General features: G+C 39.9%; 14 protein-coding genes. 7 read left to right on the top strand and 7 right to left on the bottom strand.

Annotated features, from left to right (window positions below; translation table 11 throughout):
* Nucleotides 1-189 precede the first annotated feature (189 nt).
* The 3 genes from ABD009_RS04660 (at nucleotide 190) to guaA (ending at nucleotide 5495) form a co-directional block, all read left to right on the top strand.
* On the top strand, nucleotides 190-2103 hold the full coding sequence (locus ABD009_RS04660; RefSeq protein ID WP_343823112.1) for an alpha/beta hydrolase family protein: 1914 nt from the start codon (nucleotides 190-192) through the stop codon (nucleotides 2101-2103).
* A gap of 209 nt (nucleotides 2104-2312) precedes the next feature.
* Nucleotides 2313-3782 (top strand): IMP dehydrogenase, encoded by a 1470-nt coding sequence (gene guaB / locus ABD009_RS04655; protein WP_343823110.1) that lies wholly within the window; start codon nucleotides 2313-2315, stop codon nucleotides 3780-3782.
* A gap of 129 nt (nucleotides 3783-3911) precedes the next feature.
* Nucleotides 3912-5495, top strand: a complete 1584-nt coding sequence (guaA, locus tag ABD009_RS04650) for a glutamine-hydrolyzing GMP synthase (RefSeq protein ID WP_343823108.1) — start codon at nucleotides 3912-3914, stop codon at nucleotides 5493-5495.
* A 46-nt stretch (nucleotides 5496-5541) separates the two neighbouring features.
* Here the strand turns inward: guaA and ABD009_RS04645 are convergent, their stop codons facing one another.
* Together ABD009_RS04645 and ABD009_RS04640 are read right to left on the bottom strand one after the other, a co-directional pair.
* Nucleotides 5542-5727 (bottom strand): hypothetical protein, encoded by a 186-nt coding sequence (locus ABD009_RS04645; RefSeq protein ID WP_155695615.1) that lies wholly within the window; start codon nucleotides 5725-5727, stop codon nucleotides 5542-5544.
* Between the two features lie 35 nt (nucleotides 5728-5762).
* The gene (locus tag ABD009_RS04640; protein WP_343823107.1) at nucleotides 5763-6005 is read right to left on the bottom strand and encodes a hypothetical protein; all 243 of its coding nucleotides are present in this window, start codon (nucleotides 6003-6005) and stop codon (nucleotides 5763-5765) included.
* A 197-nt stretch (nucleotides 6006-6202) separates the two neighbouring features.
* Here ABD009_RS04640 and tadA point away from each other — a divergent pair, with 197 nt between their 5' ends.
* Nucleotides 6203-6733 carry a tRNA adenosine(34) deaminase TadA gene (gene tadA, locus ABD009_RS04635; protein WP_343823106.1) on the top strand — a complete coding sequence of 177 codons (531 nt, stop codon included), beginning with the start codon at nucleotides 6203-6205 and terminating at the stop codon, nucleotides 6731-6733.
* On the opposite strand, the gene ABD009_RS04630 is transcribed toward tadA, so the two are convergent.
* Nucleotides 6730-6894, bottom strand: coding sequence for a hypothetical protein (locus ABD009_RS04630; protein WP_155695613.1), 165 nt, complete (start codon nucleotides 6892-6894; stop codon nucleotides 6730-6732). The two genes, tadA and ABD009_RS04630, sit on opposite strands and share 4 nt — an antisense overlap.
* Before the next feature lie 85 nt (nucleotides 6895-6979).
* The gene (gene mltF / locus ABD009_RS04625) at nucleotides 6980-8470 is read right to left on the bottom strand and encodes a membrane-bound lytic murein transglycosylase MltF (RefSeq protein ID WP_343823104.1); all 1491 of its coding nucleotides are present in this window, start codon (nucleotides 8468-8470) and stop codon (nucleotides 6980-6982) included.
* A gap of 145 nt (nucleotides 8471-8615) precedes the next feature.
* Here mltF and purL point away from each other — a divergent pair, with 145 nt between their 5' ends.
* From purL to ABD009_RS04610, 3 genes are all read left to right on the top strand, one after another.
* Nucleotides 8616-12518, top strand: a complete 3903-nt coding sequence (purL, locus tag ABD009_RS04620) for a phosphoribosylformylglycinamidine synthase (RefSeq protein ID WP_343823102.1) — start codon at nucleotides 8616-8618, stop codon at nucleotides 12516-12518.
* Between the two features lie 190 nt (nucleotides 12519-12708).
* Entirely contained in the window at nucleotides 12709-14289 is a 1581-nt protein-coding gene (gene gshA / locus ABD009_RS04615) for a glutamate--cysteine ligase (RefSeq protein ID WP_343823100.1), read from the top strand.
* 363 nt (nucleotides 14290-14652) lie between these two features.
* Nucleotides 14653-15264 carry a transglycosylase SLT domain-containing protein gene (locus tag ABD009_RS04610; RefSeq protein ID WP_343823098.1) on the top strand — a complete coding sequence of 204 codons (612 nt, stop codon included), beginning with the start codon at nucleotides 14653-14655 and terminating at the stop codon, nucleotides 15262-15264.
* Nucleotides 15265-15267: 3 nt separating this feature from the next.
* Here ABD009_RS04610 and ABD009_RS04605 read toward each other — a convergent pair whose 3' ends face one another.
* From ABD009_RS04605 to murQ, 3 genes are all read right to left on the bottom strand, one after another.
* Nucleotides 15268-16050 (bottom strand): formyl transferase, encoded by a 783-nt coding sequence (locus ABD009_RS04605; RefSeq protein ID WP_343823096.1) that lies wholly within the window; start codon nucleotides 16048-16050, stop codon nucleotides 15268-15270.
* A 68-nt stretch (nucleotides 16051-16118) separates the two neighbouring features.
* The gene (locus ABD009_RS04600) at nucleotides 16119-17645 is read right to left on the bottom strand and encodes an exo-beta-N-acetylmuramidase NamZ family protein (RefSeq protein WP_343823094.1); all 1527 of its coding nucleotides are present in this window, start codon (nucleotides 17643-17645) and stop codon (nucleotides 16119-16121) included.
* A gap of 108 nt (nucleotides 17646-17753) precedes the next feature.
* On the bottom strand, nucleotides 17754-19658 hold the full coding sequence (murQ, locus tag ABD009_RS04595; RefSeq protein ID WP_343823092.1) for an N-acetylmuramic acid 6-phosphate etherase: 1905 nt from the start codon (nucleotides 19656-19658) through the stop codon (nucleotides 17754-17756).
* Nucleotides 19659-19669: the final 11 nt, after the last annotated feature.

Below are 19669 nucleotides of genomic sequence, written 5' to 3'. Positions count from 1 at the left end.
ATCCTAAAGTTTATAAATAGCGGGCAAAGTCTAACGTCAAGAAAACTCTAGTCAACGTTTTTAATGTTAACGTTTATTTCAATTGAATGAAGAGTGTTTGTCGTTTTCACGCTAAACGTGGTTACATTCTGCTCAAAAAATAGTACCTTAAATATGAATTAGCCAAAAATGAACAGAACAGGGATAGATATGTTTAAATTCTTTACCGCATTATTACTTTTAGTTGGTGTATCAAATGCACTAGCAGATGAAAAGTGGAACGACTTCGCACAACTCCCATTGGTAGAACAGCCAAGGGTTTCCCCAGATGGCAGTAAAATCGCTATGATCTACAATACTCCAGATGGCCCAACAGTGAGTGTAAGTGCATTTGGGAGTCGCGATTTTGATATTTTAGCGTCGTTGAGGCTTGGTAAAGATAGAGTAGATTCAATTAGTTGGTCAGGCAATAAGTACATTATTGTTTCAGCCAGTTCACCACAATGGTCTAGAGGCGAACATTACCGGGTTAGTCGTTTATATGCTTTTGATGTAAAAAACAAAAGTAATGTGGCACTGACTGAACGCCGCTTCTCCCAGGAGCGTTGGTATGAATATACAACTTTCAAACTAGTTTCGTTACTTAAAAATGATGAAGAACATGTACTTGTTTCTACCTACGATAAGTTAGACGAAGGTTATTCAGTCTTTAAAGTAAACCTAAGTTCTGGAAAGTTTCAAAAGGTTCAAAACAATAAACATGATATTAGTAGTTGGAGCGCTGTAAATGGAGTTGTTAGGCTCGGCGTTGCTTTCGATAGAGAGGAAAACGTTTTCACGCGTACTATTTGGTATCGAGAAAAAGCCGGAAGTGAGTTAACTAAACTTCATACTCGGGTGGTCGGTAAAGGTGAAACGTTTAATGTTATTGGTTTAACTAAAGACGGTAACAAAGCTTATATTTTGAGTGATAGGGAAGTAAGACGTGAGTCTATTTGGCTTTATGATATCGCCTTAGGTGAATTTGAATCTATGGTACTAAGTCATCCCGTTTTTGACATCACGGGTGGTATTAACAACGGCGAAGGAGAGCTGATTGGAGGATACTATAGTGACGACTATTCTAAAAAACTGTATTTCGACCCAGCAGACGCGGCATTTGAAAAAAACTTCTCTAAAATGTTAAACGCTGAGCAGGTGACGCTTGTTAGCCGCAGTATAGACAAAACAAAGGTATTGGTTGCAAAGCAAAGCGACAATCAACCAACCCTTTATGTTCATTTTGATTTAGCCGCTAAAAAAGGTGGTGCTTGGGTTCGAACTTATCCGGCTTTAGCAAATAAGCCATTTTCGTCGGTAGAGAATTATTCGTTTAATGCATCAGATGGACAAGAACTAACGGGTTACCTAACTATGCCGAATGGCGTTAAGCAACCTCCACTAATCGTATATCCGCATGGTGGCCCACACGCCCGAGATTATAAGTACTTTGACCCTCAGTTACAGTATTTTGTATCAATGGGGTATGCCGTTTTACAAGTTAACTTCCGTGGTTCTGCCGGCTTTGGGAATGACTTTGAAACTGCAGGTTACTTTCAATGGGGAAAACGCATGCAACAAGACGTTTATGACGCGATGGATTGGGTAATTGGGACCAATCGAGTTTCTCGTGATAAAGCGTGTATTGTAGGAGGCAGTTATGGTGGTTATGGTGGTTATGTTGCGTTAACAGCGAGTTTTCAACAACCCGAGCGATTTGACTGTGTTGTAAGTATTGCAGGCTTATCTGACCTTAAAACAATGGTAATGAACGGCGACAACTTTGGTTTTTATACAGGTCACATAGTGGATGTTACAGACGAAGAGGCTGTAGAAAAGTTGGATGAGGTTTCAGCCATAAACTATATTGATAAAATCACAGCGCCTATTTTATTAATTCATGGGAATAAAGATACGCGAGTTGATTACAATCAGTCAGAGTCATTCTATGACGAAGCAAAGCGAAAAATAGATGTTAAATATGTAGAAATTAAAAATGGCACACACTTTTTTGATGACAATGAAAGCCAGCAAACGCTCTATCGTGAAATGACGGTGTTTTTAGAAACCCACTTAAAACACTAAAAGTGGATATACACGCAACCCTTTGACAGAATTGGATCAACTAGGAAGTAATAGCCTGTTGGTCCAATTTTTAAATATTGATGTTTTTCGGTATTTTTATCATTCTTACCTCATAAATAAGTGAAATATTGGTTTACGAACCGTAACTTTTCAATTAAAATGCGACCGCAACATACTCCATCTACTTTTCATGTAAGGTACCAATTGCCATGTTGCGGATAGTCAAAGAAGCCCTAACGTTTGACGACGTTTTATTAGTTCCAGGTCACTCCACCGTTCTTCCTCACGAAGCCAATTTAAAAACACGCTTGACTCAAAAAATTGAGTTGAATATCCCTATGGTATCCTCAGCGATGGATACTGTAACGGAAAGCCGTTTAGCGATTGCATTAGCTCAAGAAGGCGGCATCGGATTTATCCACAAGAATATGTCAATTCAAGCGCAGGCGAATGAAGTTCGTCGTGTTAAAAAGTTTGAAAGCGGCGTTGTTTCTGACCCTGTTACTGTTTCCTCTCAAATCACTCTTGGTGAAGTCATGAAACTTGCTCATGAGCATGGTTTTTCTGGCTTTCCGGTAGTTGATGGTGATAACAACCTTGAAGGTATTGTTACCGGTCGTGATTTACGCTTTGAAACAAACTTAAAAGCAAAAGTTAGTTCTGTAATGACGCCAAAAGAAAAGCTTGTCACCGTGCATGAAGCGGCGGCGCGCGATGCTGTTATGGCGTTAATGCATGAACACAGAATTGAAAAGATTTTAGTTGTAGATGATGCGTTTAAACTTAAAGGCATGATCACCGTTAAAGACTTTCAAAAAGCAGATAGCAAACCAAATGCTTGTAAAGATGAGCTTGGTAGTTTGCGTGTTGGTGCTGCAGTTGGGGTTGGCCCAGGCACAGATGAACGTATAGAAGCACTTGTTAAAGCAGGTGTTGATGTGTTGTTGATTGACACTTCACATGGACACTCTCAAGGTGTGTTGGAGCGTGTTAAGTGGACACGTGAAAATTATCCAGATTTACAAATTGTAGGCGGTAACGTCGCAACAGCTGATGGCGCTCTAGCGTTAGTTGAAGCGGGTGTTAATGCTGTAAAAGTAGGCATTGGCCCAGGTTCAATTTGTACTACTCGTATTGTTACCGGTTGTGGTGTACCACAAATTACCGCTATTGCAGATGCAGTAGAAGCTGTTGCTGGTAAAGATATTCCAGTTATTGCTGATGGCGGCATTCGATTCTCAGGTGATATTTCAAAGGCATTGGTAGCTGGTGCAAGCTGCGTAATGGTTGGTTCAATGTTAGCGGGCACTGAAGAAGCGCCTGGTGAAGTTGAGCTTTATCAAGGTCGTTATTACAAGTCGTACCGAGGTATGGGTAGCTTAGGCGCCATGAACCAAAGTCATGGTTCTTCAGATCGCTACTTCCAAAAGTCAGACAGCAATGAAAAGTTAGTTCCAGAGGGTATTGAAGGTCGCGTTGCTTACAAAGGCCCGATTGAGAATATTATTCACCAACAACTTGGTGGTATCCGCTCTGCAATGGGATTAACTGGCAGTGCAACTATTCATGAAATGAATACTAAACCTCAATTTGTACGTGTTACTTCAGCGGGTATGGGTGAGTCTCATGTTCATGACGTACAAATTACTAAAGAAGCTCCAAACTATCGTTTAGGTTAGGTTTTTATATTGATGCTTTTCAATAGGCTAAACTAAATAGAAGTATTTAATAATGGCCGAGCTTTTTTAGCTCGGTCTTTTTACACCGAGTTAGCACCTCTCGCTAACCAGCAATTAAAAGGCTAAAACATGTCCATAGAGAAAGACATTCACCAGCATAAAATTTTAATTTTAGATTTTGGCTCCCAATATACTCAACTTATCGCTCGTCGCGTGCGTGAAATCGGCGTTTACTGCGAATTATGGGCATGGGATGTTACAGAAGAACAAATCAAAGAGTTTGCACCAAACGGTATTATTTTAGCCGGTGGTCCAGAGTCAGTAACTGAACACAACTCACCTAGAGCTCCAGAATATGTATTTAATGCCGGAGTACCAGTGCTTGGTATTTGTTATGGCATGCAAACAATGTCTCAGCAATTAGGCGGAGCCGTTGAAATATCAATGGAACGAGAGTTCGGTTATGCCAGCGTAGAAGTGGTAAAAGAGTCTGCGTTGCTTAAAAACATTGAAGATTCAATAAACTCTGCAGGCAACTCAATGCTTGATGTGTGGATGAGTCATGGCGACAAAGTAAGTGCAATTCCAGCTGGCTTTAGCACAATTGCTAAAACAGACAGTTGTCCTTATGCAATTATGTCGAATGAAGAAAAGCGCTTTTATGGTGTTCAATTCCACCCTGAAGTAACACACACCAAACAAGGTCTTCGTTTACTAGAAAACTTTGTTTGTAATATCAGTGGTTGTGAAAAGCTATGGACATCAGCTTCTATTATTGAAGACGCTATTGAGAAAATGAAGAAGCAAGTTGGTGATGACCAAGTTATTTTAGGTCTTTCTGGTGGCGTTGACTCTTCAGTTGTTGCAATGCTTTTACATAGAGCTATTGGTAAACAGCTAACTTGTGTATTTGTAGATAACGGTTTGTTGAGACTGAACGAAGGTCAACAAGTCATGGATATGTTTGGCGATCATTTTGGTTTAAATATCATACATGTAAATGCTGAAAAACGCTTTTTAGATAGATTGGAAGGCGAAAACGATCCTGAGAAAAAACGTAAAATCATAGGCAACGTTTTTGTTGAAGTTTTTGATGAAGAAGCATCTAAGTTAGAAAATGCGAAATGGCTAGCTCAGGGCACAATATACCCTGATGTTATTGAATCTGCTGCCTCTGCAACTGGTAAAGCGCATGTTATTAAGTCTCATCATAATGTTGGTGGCTTGCCAGAACACATGAAAATGGGCTTAGTTGAGCCGTTACGTGAATTGTTTAAAGACGAAGTACGTAAGATTGGTTTAGAACTTGGTTTACCATATGACATGCTATACCGTCATCCTTTCCCAGGGCCAGGTTTAGGTGTTCGTATTTTAGGTGAAGTTAAAAAGGAATACGCAGATTTGCTACGTCGTGCTGATGCTATTTTTATTGAAGAGCTACACGCAGCCGATCTTTACAATAAAGTTAGTCAAGCATTCACTGTTTTCTTACCTGTTCGTTCTGTTGGTGTAATGGGCGACGGTCGTAAGTATGACTGGGTTGTTAGCTTAAGAGCTGTAGAAACCATTGACTTCATGACAGCGCATTGGGCTCATTTACCATATGATTTCTTAGGTAAAGTGTCGAACCGTATTATTAATGAAATAGATGGTATTTCACGAGTTGTTTACGACATCAGTGGTAAACCACCGGCAACGATTGAATGGGAATAGTTCACGTTGAGTGTGCTTGATATTCACTTGTAACGAAAAAGGCGCTTTATGAAGCGCCTTTTTTATTTTTAGAAGAGGAACGGCTGGGGAAGACTCGTGACCAAAAGCCAATTTCAAACAAAATACCAATAGCAAAAAATGCAATAGACCCTTGAACTGCTCCAACCCGATAACACATAAGTGCCGCCAAAATTAAGCCGATTGGTAATAGTATTCTATATAAAAACTTCATACTTACTCCTTAAGTAATGCTTGCAGTCAAGGGACTTAACTTGCTTTGTTCAACGAATCAATTTCGTCTTTTAATGAGTAATTCTTATCCGTTACAATCTTTTCCAATACAACAATTCGTTCTTTTAAGAGTGCGACTTCTTTTGCTAAATTTTCTTCGTGCTCAGATGTTTTATTTTTTTCTTTTGCCAGCTGTAATTTAACTTTCTGCTCGTAGGCCGAGTAAAGTAAACCACCAATGATAGCGACAATAGCAACGATGAAGGGCATAGAAGACATAATTAATTTCCTTGTTGAATATGAATATATAGTTGTAATTGATAAACTTATACTTAGCAAGAACCAACTATTGTGCCACTTGTTAAGATTCTGTTTTTATTGATTATTTCTGTTTTCTATAATTGTACCAGTGTAAGCTTAGCCACTTTTTGATTAATTGATTTAAATTTTAACCGTTTTCGCCACTTGAGCTAAATATGACCATCACTAATGAAAATTCTAATGCTATAAATTCCAAAGATGAGATGTTTATGCGTCATGCACTTCAACTCGCAAAAAAAGCGGAAGCAATAGGCGAGATACCTGTTGGGGCTTTATTGGTGCGTAACGGAGAAATAATAGCAGAAGGTTATAATCAAGCCATTGCTTTGAATGATCCAACTGCACATGCAGAAGTGATGGCGCTGAGAGCCGCCGGTGAAGTTTGTTCAAATTATAGATTAGTTGATACTACGCTTTACGTTACTTTAGAGCCTTGCGTAATGTGTTCAGGCTCAATGGTCCACGCTCGAGTAAGCAGGTTAGTTTATGGTGCTAAAGATTATAAAACAGGCGCAGTTGAGAGCGTAATGAAGTTACTTGAGCACGAAAGCCATAACCATATTGTAGAGTCTATGGGTGGCGTTTTAGAGGAAGAATGCAGCAGAATGTTGTCTGCCTTTTTTAAAAAGCGTAGGGCAGAGAAAAAAGCCGATAAATTAAATAAGCGTAAGCTTAACGAAGGTTAGTCGTTTTCTCTTTCTAACGCTTCATCAAACAAAGTATTAGCTTGTTTTATTCGGCGGTTAACAATGGCTTTTTTAGTACCTTTACGAGCAACGCGACGGCGAGTTCGGTCGATAAATTTGTTTGCTTTTGTTAAGCCAAAGGTACGTCTTCTTTTAATCATTTTTGTCCTAGGAAGTACTAATTCAATCGTATGTATTACCGGGCAGTGTAACATCTAATTATTGCATGGGTGTTACATCATTTACTTATTGGTTTATATTTTCATCGGGCTTTTCGGTTTGTTCTTCATCGAGCTCTTCATTGGCCTGTTCTTTTTGTTGTTCTATGTTTTTCTCTATGAGCTCTTTTTGAATCGCTTGGTCTTCAATCCAGTTTAATGTGTCATAGTAACGTCTGATGTTTGATACATACGTTACCGCTTCATCGCCACGCGCAAAACCATACCGAGTTGTTTTATAATATTTTTTTTGTCTAAGTTTAGGCAGGTGTTGTTTTACGTCAACCCACTTGTCAGGGTCACCATCAAATTGTTCTGTAATGCGGCGGCCGTCTTGTACATGACCCCAACCTAAGTTATATGCTGCCAATGCAAACCAAGGTCGGTCTGATTCACTGATTCTTTTTGGAATACGCTGCATCAGTAAATTCAAATATTGTGCGCCTCCGCGGATATTTGACTCTGCATGTAGCCTTGATTTAACGCCCATTTGTTTTGCCGTGGGTTGAGTGAGCATCATTATGCCTCGCACGCCAGTGGGGGATTTTGCGCGTGGGTTCCAATGTGACTCTTGGTAGCTTTGTGCCGCGATTAGTCTCCAGTCTAAGTCACCAGAGTATTCTTCAAACCAAGGCTTATATTTAGGTAATACGTCTTCGATTGCTCTAATAAATAAACGAGTGTCTACATAATTAAATGTCTCAACGTGACCAAAGTATTTATCTTCTAATACCGTTAGCTCGCCACTTTGGTGAATTTCACCAAAGAACTCTATCAAGGTTGCGAATAAAGAGTCGTCATCGTTTTTAGGTAATAACCAGTTAAGAGGCACGTCCTGTTTAATAGTGAAAGCAACACTAATATCTGGATAATAACGTCTCATGAGTGCCAGTCGGTGACTGTCTGCAATAGTAAAGGCAAAGTCTTCGGCCATGAGAGCCTCTAATAACTCAGTGGGGTCAGTATTGTTAACTATATCCACTTTAACTTGCGGAAAATTTTGAGTCGCTTCTTTAATAGCACCAATGTGATCAGTGCCAAACCCAACGGTAATAGGATCAATTAGCTCGTCAAAACTTTTTGGTCTTTCACGGCCCTGTTTAAAAACTAATTTTTGGTCAATGAAATAATAAGGAGGTGACAGTCTGAATTCTTTATTCGAATTAGAAAGCGAGGCAGTGCCGCCCACCACAATGTCTACCTGACCATTCTTTAATTTAGGCAATAGTTCTGCGGAGTTATAGCTAGGTACTAATTCGATTTTTACATCGAGGTATTCTCCAAATTTTTGAACTAGTTCATATTCAAATCCCGCGGCACCACTAGCATCAATATAGTAACTTGCTGGATCAAAAAGGATTCCGACTTTGAGTACGTTTTCTTTTTTTATGTCCTGCAGTTTAGAGCTTGAAAAGTTATCGCTGCACGCAGAGATCAAAAAAAGAAGGGCAAAACACAAGAGCGAAAAGCAATGTTTAATAGTGGTTGAAGAGGTGTGCTTTTTTAAATGGATTGGCATGAGTTATATGGGTACCGACATTGCTGACTAAAAATTGTTTGTTTTTATTGTATTAAACTACCACACAATTCTGTTTATTGGTAAAAATTGAGGGTATAATGCGCGCCTAATTTCTTTCCTTTCAACATGAATGGTGAATTGGCATATGTTAATCCTTCGTGGTGCCCCAGCTTTATCTGACTTTAGAGTCAACAAGTTATTGTCTACGTTTAAACAACATGGACTTCCTATTAAAGATATTTATGCGGAGTTTGTCCACTTTACAGACCTTGAGTCTGAATTGTCCGACCCCGAAATAGTTAAGTTAAACGCTCTACTAGAATATGGACCCAAGATTCAATCTCATCCACCCAGCGGTTCTTTATTCCTAATTACTCCACGCCCCGGCACCATTTCTCCTTGGTCAACTAAAGCAACAAATATCGCAAACAATTGCGGCCTCAATAAAGTAAAACGAATCGAACGCGGTTTAGCGTATTATCTAGAACCTACTTCCTCCTTGTCTGACTCTCAAATCAAAACGATATATTCAGTGCTGCATGACAGAATGACAGAATCTGTTTTTGATTCGTTAGAGTCTGCAAGTGCATTATTTTACCAAGAGTCTCCAAAAGCGTTAACGTCGGTTAATATATTAGAGGGCGGACGCGAAGCGTTGAGCCAAGCCAATATAGTGATGGGTTTAGCGTTAGCAGAAGATGAAATTGATTATTTAGTTGAGAGCTTTAAGCGACTAGAACGTAATCCAAACGACATTGAGCTATATATGTTTGCACAGGCAAACTCAGAACATTGTCGTCATAAAATATTTAATGCTGATTGGACAATTGACGGTGTTGAACAGCCTAAGTCGTTGTTCAAAATGATCAAAAACACTTTTGAGCACAACCCTGAATATGTGACATCAGCTTATAAAGACAACGCTGCGGTTATGCATGGTTCAGAAGCTGGACGATTTTTCGCAAATCCAGAATCAGGCTCTTATCAATACCACCATGAGAATATTGATATTCTTATGAAGGTTGAAACTCACAACCACCCAACGGCTATCTCGCCTTTCCCAGGAGCCGCAACAGGTTCTGGTGGTGAAATCAGAGATGAAGGTGCCACAGGTCGAGGCTCCAAACCTAAAGCTGGTTTAGTTGGTTTTACGGTTTCTAATTTACGTATACCTGGTTTTGAACAACCGTGGGAAAATGATTTTGGCAAACCTAGCCGAATTGTAAACGCACTAGAAATTATGACAGAAGGCCCACTAGGTGGTGCTGCGTTTAATAACGAATTTGGTCGCCCAAATATCCTAGGTTACTTTAGAACGTTTGAAGAAAAAGTGAATAGCTTTAACGGCGAAGAAGTTCGAGGTTACCACAAGCCAATCATGCTAGCGGGTGGTTTAGGTAATATTCGTCGTGAACACACAGAAAAAGGAATCATTCCAGTTGGCGCTAAACTTATAGCGTTAGGTGGTCCTGCCATGAATATTGGACTTGGCGGCGGTGCTGCAAGTTCTATGGCATCTGGTCAGTCAAACGAAGATTTAGACTTTGCTTCTGTACAACGTGAAAATCCAGAAATGGAAAGACGTTGTCAGGAAGTTATCGACAAGTGTTGGCAATTAGGCGACAAAAACCCAATTGCATTTATCCATGATGTTGGCGCAGGTGGCTTATCAAATGCTTTCCCTGAGTTGGTAAATGATGGCGAGCGTGGCGGTATTTTTGATTTACGTAAAGTACCTAACGACGAACCAGGCATGTCGCCACTAGAGATTTGGTGTAATGAATCACAAGAGCGTTATGTATTAGCGGTAGCACCTGAAAACCTTGAGCAATTTGAGCAAATTTGTCAGCGCGAACGTGCACAATATGCAGTGGTTGGTGAAGCAACAGAAGAGCGCCATTTAACGCTAACTGATGATCACTTTGATAACAAACCTGTTGATTTACCGTTAGACGTTTTATTAGGTAAAGCGCCTAAAATGCATCGCGACGTTAAATCTAAAACTACGGCAGGTAGCGCATTAGATTTAAACGGTGTTACTCCTTTAGATGCGGCTGAACGCATTATGCGTTTACCAACGGTTGCAGAAAAGACCTTTTTGATCACCATTGGTGACCGCTCTGTAACTGGCATGGTTGCGCGCGACCAAATGGTTGGCCCATGGCAGGTCCCTGTTGCGGATGTGGCTGTTACTACTGCGTCACTTGATAGTTATCATGGTGAAGCAATGTCGATGGGCGAACGTACGCCAATTGCATTATTAAACTATGGTGCTTCTGCGCGAATGGCGGTAGCTGAGTCAATTACCAATATAGCAGCGGCTAATATTGGTGAGTTAAAACGAATAAAAATGTCTGCAAACTGGATGTCAGCAGCAGGTCACCCTGGTGAAGACGCTGGTTTGTATGAAGCGGTAAAAGCGGTAGGCGAAGAGTTATGCCCAGCGTTAGACTTAACGATTCCAGTTGGTAAAGACTCAATGTCGATGAAGACTCAATGGCAAGATGAAGATGGAACTGATAAGTCAGTCACTTCACCTCTGTCATTGGTTATTACAGCGTTCTCTAGAGTAGAAGACGTTCGTAAAACATTAACTCCGCAGTTGAGAACAGATCAAGGTGCATCAAAGTTAATTTTAATTGACTTAGGCAACAAGCAAAACCGTTTAGGTGCCAGTTGTTTAGCGCAAGTTTATAATCAATTAGGTACAAGCGCACCGGATTTAGACGCTCCAGAGCTGTTAAAAGGTTTCTTTGATTCTGTTCAAGCGCTAAGTGCTACTGGTAAATTGCTAGCTTATCATGACCGTTCAGACGGTGGATTATTTGCAACGGTAGCTGAAATGGCCTTTGCGGGTAAAGCCGGCGCAAACGTAAGCCTAGATAATTTAGGCACGGATGCACTTTCCATTTTATTCTCTGAAGAGCTAGGTGCAGTGATTCAAGTTGCCGAGTCAAATGTTGACGAAGTAATGACAATACTTGCCAACCACGGCATGACAGATTATGCATCTGTAATTGGCGATGTGACGGCCGACGATAAACTGTTGTTCTCATTAAATGGTGAAGAGATATTAAATAATACTCGTACACACTTTAGAACAATTTGGGCTGAAACTACGTTTGAAATGCAGTCATTGCGTGATAACCCAGAGTGCGCTCAGCAAGAGCATGATGCTAAGTTTGATACTCAAGACCCAGGTTTAAGCGCAAGTTTAACGTTTGATATTAATGAAGATGTTGCAGCTCCATTTATTGCTAAAAGTAATGGAAACGGACCTCGAGTTGCTATTTTACGAGAGCAGGGCGTTAACTCACATGTAGAAATGGCGGCTGCCTTTAACCGCGCTGGTTTTGATGCCATTGACGTACACATGAGTGACTTACAATCGGGTCGTATTAAGCTCGAGTCTTTTGTTGGTTTAGTGGCTTGTGGCGGCTTCTCATACGGTGACGTATTAGGTGCAGGCGAAGGCTGGGCTAAGTCAATTCTGTTTAATGATGATTTATCTGCTCAATTTAAAGCATTCTTCCATCGTGATGACACCTTTAGTTTAGGTGTATGTAATGGTTGTCAGATGATGTCTAATTTACGTTCACTAATTCCTGGTGCTGATCACTGGCCTCGATTTGTGAATAATAAATCAGAACGCTTTGAAGCTCGCTTTAGTCTGGTAGAAATTCAACCATCACCGTCTATTTTGTTCCAAGGTATGGAAGGTTCGCAAATGCCAATCGCTGTATCACATGGTGAAGGTAGAGCTGAATTTACGTCGGAACAATCAGTTGCTGAGGCGTTGTCGTCAAACACAGTTGCTATGCAGTATGTAGATAACCGTGGCGAAAAAACCACGACATACCCAGCTAATCCAAATGGTTCGCCAGAAGGTATTACATCATTAACTACTAATGATGGCCGTGTCACAATTATGATGCCGCACCCTGAGCGAGTATTCAGAACGGTTAGCAACTCTTGGCACCCTGATGAGTGGTTAGAAGATAGCCCTTGGATGAGAATGTTTAGAAACGCACGTAAGTGGGTTGGATAGTCGAGCATTTTATCGCTATAGTTTAAAAACTTTAGCTTGAGTGCATAAAAAGCCATCGTAAAGATGGCTTTTTTGATTTATAAACAAAAAAAGTTAAATAAATTGAAAGCCAGACCTTTATAATCAGGTCTAATGACGCCATTAAAAGCGATTATTCTGAATTTTGAATTCGTTAAGGAAAGAGTGCATTTTGACTACCATTAAAAACCGTCTGGACAAATTATCTTCTGTTGATTTTACTAACGCTTTAAAAGACATTAAGCGTGGTATCGAGAGAGAAACATTACGCGTTTCACCAAATGGTAAAATATCTCAAGTTGAGCACCCAGAAGTGTTGGGAGCAACATTAACTCATCCTTATATTACAACGGATTATTCAGAGGCATTAATGGAGTTAATTACTCCTCCTTCCAATAATATTGATACAACGTATACGCAGCTTTTTGATATTCATCATTTTGTCTCTCAACACATTGGCGACGAAATGTTATGGCCGATGAGCATGCCGTGTTTTATTGAGAATCAAGATGAGATCCCTCTCGCTTATTTTGGCGAATCAAATGTTGGTAAAATGAAACACACTTACCGTAAAGGCTTAAAAAATCGTTACGGTTCAATGATGCAGGCGATAGCGGGTATTCACTATAACTTTTCACTACCAGAATCCTTTTGGGCTGCACTTAAGAAAGAAGAAGGCGAGTACAAAGGTGGCTGCATAGGCGAGTTTCAGTCTGAACAATACATGAGAATGGTAAGAAATATTAAACGTTATGTATGGGTTGTTACTTATTTATTTGGTGCTTCGCCAGCAATGTGTCGTTCTTTCCTTGAAGGTAAAGGTGGCGCAATCCCATTTGAAAAGCTTGGCAAAGGCTCTGTATATCTACCGCACGCAACATCATTACGTATGAGTGATTTAGGCTATACCAATAGTGAGCAATCGGCGCTGAACGTTGAGTATGGCTGTTTAAAAGAATATATCGAAAAGTTACGAATCGCGATTCGCACGGAATCGTTGGATTATAAAAAGCTAGGCGTAAAAGAGAATGGAGAGTACAAACAGCTCAATCATAATATTCTTCAGATTGAAAATGAGCTTTACGCTCCCGTTCGTCCTAAGCAGGTAGCAAAGTCAGGTGAGAAACCAACAGATGCGCTTGAAAATCGGGGCATCATGTACGTTGAACTTAGAGCGCTGGATGTAAACCCATTCTCTCCAGTGGGCATTTCAAAAGAACAAATGAGAGTTATTGATGTCTTTATGCTTTTCTGTTTATTGACGGATCAAGATGAATTGTCACAAGAGCAACAAGCTGAGTCGGAAGAAAATCAAGACCGTATTGTTTTGAATGGTCGTGCCGATTATTTAGAGCTTATAAAACACGGCGAGGCAATTTCTCGCAACGAGTGGTTATCAACTATTTTTGACGAAATGAAAGAGATATCTCACTGGTTAGACGCTCACTTAGGTGGCTCTGATTACAGCGATGCAATCAGTTCTATTTGGGCGTGTAAAGATGATCCAAGCAAAACCTTGTCAGGGCAATTACTAGATACGTTATTAAATAAAAATACGGATAATGGTTATTACGCCTTAGCGTTAGCAGACGAGTACAAACAAAAACACGCGGAGCATAGCCCAAGTATTTTTACGCCTGATTTGTTATTGGCTGAAGGGATAGATTCAATTAAAACGCGAAAAGAAATTGAAGCGAATGACAAAGTGTCATTTGACGAATTCTTAGAAAAGTATTTTGCTGTTAAGGTTTAGCGGCCGTTCTCAAACTTCAGACAAAAAAAAGCGAGCAAAATGATATGCTCGCTAAAATAACAACAACTTCCAGGGAATGAAAAAAACTGCTTTCACTATGTTAGACACCTCTAAACAAAAAAGTTCTTAGAATCTTCAATTAATTCCGATTTAATTTAATTATATTCATAACCTCATGATTTAAAGAACTATTAAACTTAGTATTTAATTCATATTATTTTACCAACTTCGATTTTAGCGTTACTAAATCGCAGGCAAAAAAAAACGAGCAAATAATAATTTACTCGTCAAACAACAACAAAACTCAGGGAAAAATCTGTTACTGTAACGTTTGACAGGTTTCAGCAGGAAAGTTCAATTAAAATGAAAAAAAGTGTCATTATTTTAATTTTAACAATATTAGTTAGCGGTTGTGTTACCCCTCAACCTAAAAATATCTCAAATGTATGCGAAATATTTAAAGAAAGAGAAGACTGGTGGGATGACGCAAACGATATGAATGATAGGTGGGGAACGCCTATTCATGTTGTTATGGCAATGATGTATCAAGAGAGCTCTTTTAAAGCTGACGCAGCGCCGCCTATGGAATATTTTTTAGGCTTTATACCAATTGGTCGAGCTAGCTCTGCCTATGGTTATTCCCAGGCTAAAACCGTAACATGGGATGAGTACGTTAAAGAGTCTGGAAACTCATGGAGTAGTCGCTCTGACTTTGAAGATGCCATTGATTTTATGGGCTGGTATACCGCTAAAACTAATCGATTGAATAAAGTGTCGAAATGGGATGCGAAAAACCAATATTTGAATTATCACGAAGGTTGGGGTGGATACAAACGCAAAACCTACAGGAAAAAAGCTTGGTTAGTTCGTGTAGCAAATAAAGTTGATAGTCGAGCTAAGCGCTACGCAACACAATTAAGAAGTTGTGAAGATTACTTGAATAGCAGCTGGTTGTGGCGCCTCATGTTTTATTGATTATCAGCTAAGTGTTTCGTTTAGAAAGTCACTAAGAACAGAGGGTTCAAAAAGTTTGAACCCTTTTTTATGGAAGGCCAACATATTTTCTTCAGTTGGATAACTAAAGTAGTCTCCCTCATCCTTTTGAGGACTACCATTAAGTTTTCTACCGTCTTCGATGCTTTGTATAGCCTTCACTAATTCAGGCACACTGTACTTATAGACGTTTAAAACATTCCACCAATATGACCTTGAACGCTCTATCTCGACTGGTATTCGACTAATGATTTTTCCTGTATCAATAGAGGCGTCGTCAATACTGTGAATGGTAGCGCCGATAAGGTCATTTTTAAGACCCACTTTTGACTCTACTTGTTTTTCATTTGTATTTAACATTCCCCAAAACGTCGCCATTACGCCTTTAAACTCGGGTAACAAGCCTGAATGTAAGTTGAGCACACCAAACTTAGGTAATTTTATAATTGGGTTCTTTAATATTTTGCCAAACCTAATGGATAAAATTACATCTGGCTTCAATTTTGATACTTGTTCAAAACCTTCGGGTGTATTGATATTGTCGAGTAAGGTCGCAGAGTGAAGTGGACTACTTTTAAAATCGGATGATTGTAATAGCCTAGACTCAAACTGACCTAGCTCAACCAGTTCTTTGGGTAGGTTTTTTGTTCCGCCTACTTTGCTTGATTTGAAAATATGGACATTGTGATTATTAATAGCAGGCAGTAACAAATTTAAAGCATAGTGCGCCGAAACATCCATATTTGTTAATACAATAATATTTAGCATGGTTATCCTTAAGTCGCACTGAGGTATTGAAAAATCTGTAGTTGGCTTTTTAAAAAATAGTATTTGGCTTATCGATAAATTAAATACGGTTGTCGGTCTATCAAAAACTGATTTAACCCTGGTGCCCAATCTTTTCTAATAGCTTCGATAGATTCCCCATCTAGTAGAGCTTTTCTAAAGCTACTGGTTCCAGCTAACTTATCAAAAAATGCAGGGCGGTCAATAAAAGTGTGCGGATGGATAAGGCCTTTATTCTTATCAGCTTTGAGCTTAAAAAGTAGGTTCCATTGATGCAAGCCACTAAAGTTTAACTTTGAGCTTGTTGAACCCGCCTTTGAGCTCGTTGGGTCCGTCTTTGTATCACTTATTATTGAAAGATTGGTGCCTGTGAGTTGCGTATTTTCCCACTTAGGATATTTAGACACGCCAGCGATGGAGCGAGGTGTGAATGTAAACTCGCCTGTAAATACTTTAGGGTGACCTATAACTTGAAAGGGTAGTGAGGTACCTCGACCAATACTTACGGTTGTGGCTTCAAATAACACGAGTGACGGATATAACTCTACAGCCTTTGCGTTAGGCAAATTTGGGCTTGGTGGAATGGGTAAGTTATAACTTGAAGTACGTTGGTAGTGATTAACGGGAACGACTGTTAACGCAAGTGGTTTAGGCATGGTGTTCTTCGTTAGAGGTTGAATAGTGTTTAGCCAGTTTTCACCAACTATCATTTTCGCCAATTCTCCAACGGTTAACCCGTAAACCATGGGCACTGGCAGTAATCCAACAAAGGATCTGAATTCAGGATCAAGCATTGGACCATCAACTTTTTGAAGGTGTGGGTTAGGTCGATCAAGTACAATAAAAGGAATGCCTTGTTCTTGAGCCGCTTGCATCATGTAAAACATGCTATTGATATAAGTGTAAAAACGAGCTCCCACATCCTGAATGTCATAAACAATGACATCAAGTTGCTCAACTATTTTGGCAGGAGGCCGCTTATTTTTTCCATAAATGGAAACTAAGGGAATACCAGTCTTGGCATCGACGGAAGATTTAACTATTTCGCCATCACTATGATCACCTCTGACACCGTGTTCAGGTGCAAAAACGTGAGTGACATTAACTTTGTGGGCCAGTAATAAATCTAACAAATGAATGTTGGTTACTTGATTGCTTTTTTCATATTGTGTAGCTTCTGCCTGATCAACATCAACATCAACATCAACATCAACATCAACATCAACATCAACATCAACATCAACATCAACATCAACATCAACATCAACATCAACATCAACATCAACATCAACATCAACATCAACATCAACATCAATAATTAGAAAGTCATCAACCCGAAAGGCGACAGAAGTTTGATTAGCCACCAGTCCTACTCGCTTGCCTTTGAGCAAAGGAAGGTAAGCTTGAATTTGTTCTGCCCCAACTTGTATGACTGTTGTTTGATTACGTGCAGCTTTATCAAGTGCAGTGCCAATAGGCGCAGTTACATTAGGTAAGGCTTCGCCAGGTTCAATTTCACTGGACCAGCAGTTCATAGAGAAGAACATAGCAAAAATTATTAGTGCCCAATGCTTCACGAAATAACTCCATTTTTAATAAGTACTTTAATAAGTACTTTAATAAGTAATCTTTAATAAGAACGTTTAATAAGAACCTTTAGTACTAGGTTGTTCATGATTGTGCTGTTACTGAGTTTCCAAAGCGCGTCTTAAGAAGCCGTTATGATTAGCAAGATGTTGCGTTGCGTGTTCACGACTTAATCCAGACTTGTGCATTAAAATAGCTAATTTTACGTTGTATTGAGCGTCATTTAATAAGTGCTCAGCATACTCAAAAGAAACATCGCAGGCTTGTTCTATGATACGACAGGCTCTTTTCACGAGTTTTTTATTACTCGCTTTTACATCCACCATAAGATTTTCATAACACTTGCCCAATTGCACCATAGTGCCGGTACTTAGCATGTTTAGGATCATCTTTTGTGCGCTACCTGCTTTTAGCCTAGTTGAGCCTGATAACACCTCAGGTCCCAAGTTAACTGCAATAGGAATACTAGCAATATCATTAATGGTAGCCACAGGGTTGCACGTGACGCTGATGGTTTGACAACCTAATGACTTCGCATAATTTAAACCACCAATGACATAAGGCGTGCGTCCACTTGCGGCTATGCCAACAACAACGTCCGCTGCAGTTAGGTTTAAGTTCACAAGGTCCTGTTGGCCAAGTTCAACGCTATCCTCCGCACCTTCAACGGCTTTAAACATTGCACCTTCTCCGCCCGCTAATAAACCAATAACGGTATTGGGATTTGTACTAAATGTTGGTGGACACTCTACGGCATCAAGCACGCCTAAACGGCCACTGGTACCAGCGCCCATGTAAATTAAACGTCCGTTGTTATTTAATGAATGGGTAATTGTATCAATCGCTTCTGCAATGCTTGCTGAAACAGTTTCAATTGCCTGCGGCACTAACATGTCTTGCGCATTCATCAAGGAAACAATCTGCTGGCTATTCATGATGTCTAAATGAGTAGAAGCAGGGTTTCGTTGTTCAGATACTAGCTTGTCTAAAGGTGTTAAATTGTTATCGTTTTTTTGCGTAGATTGAGTAGTTGCCTCTTGTACAGAATCTGCTAGCGTATTATTGCCAGCTACACTGTCACCATTTATAACGCGGCCATCATTTACGATGCCGTCAATGCTCTCTGCCATTAAAAGCGCGCCTAATAAACTCGGACTCTTAATAATGCGAATACGCTTAGTAATGTTTGGAATGAGATCCGCCGCTATCAAGTGCTCAAGAGTATTGCTTGCTAAACCACCCGTTAATATAATTTCAGGGCTTTTAATGCTACTCAGTAGCTCAACAACATCCTGTAAATGCTTATTTAAAACGGCCTTAGCTAGTTTTGATGATGTAAAAAACTCGAATGCCAATGGAGCTAAACTTGAGAAATCACTTTGTGAAGCAGAAGATAACTGGTGTAATATTTCATCTTTATTAGCTCCTAGTTTTGTCACTAACAGCGAATATAAAGGGTCTTGATTCTGTGGCGGGTTATCAGTGTTTTCAGCTTGGCTGGCATCCCACATTTTTAGAAAATGATTAACTAAGTAAAAACCAAGTTTTGCACCGCTGCCTTCATCTCCAACCGGAAAACCCCAACCACCAGAATAACTGCTTTTATTGTCGAGTGAAGTTGCAACAAATGAACCTGTCCCTAAAGTAACTAGTGCAACATCGTCGTTAAGTGATGCACCTTTTGCACCTAAAAGGGCAGTTTCACAGTCTTCTACTATTGCAAGTTGTGATATTCCGGTTTCATTAATAATGAGCTCTTGGCACCTACGAACTAAACTTGAGTTTCCTCCGCCAGCCACGCCGATTGCAACGCTGACGTTTTGAGCATTCGCTTGTTGAATAAGATCTGTGATTAGGTGTGACAATGTTTCCGACGCTTTTTCAACATCTTGAGAAAGTGAGCTAGGGCCTGTTGTGGCGTCAAAGCGTTGGGAATTAGATAAGTTAACTATTTGTCCGACGGTTTTAGTGCCGCCGCCGTCTATGCCGATGATAAATTTCATAAAAATGGTAT

Source organism: Psychrosphaera haliotis (assembly GCF_039523615.1).
GTDB classification, from domain to species: Bacteria; Pseudomonadota; Gammaproteobacteria; order Enterobacterales; family Alteromonadaceae; genus Psychrosphaera; species Psychrosphaera haliotis.
Note: the sequence above shows the minus strand (reverse complement) of the source record. Positions and strands in the feature narration are given on the sequence as shown.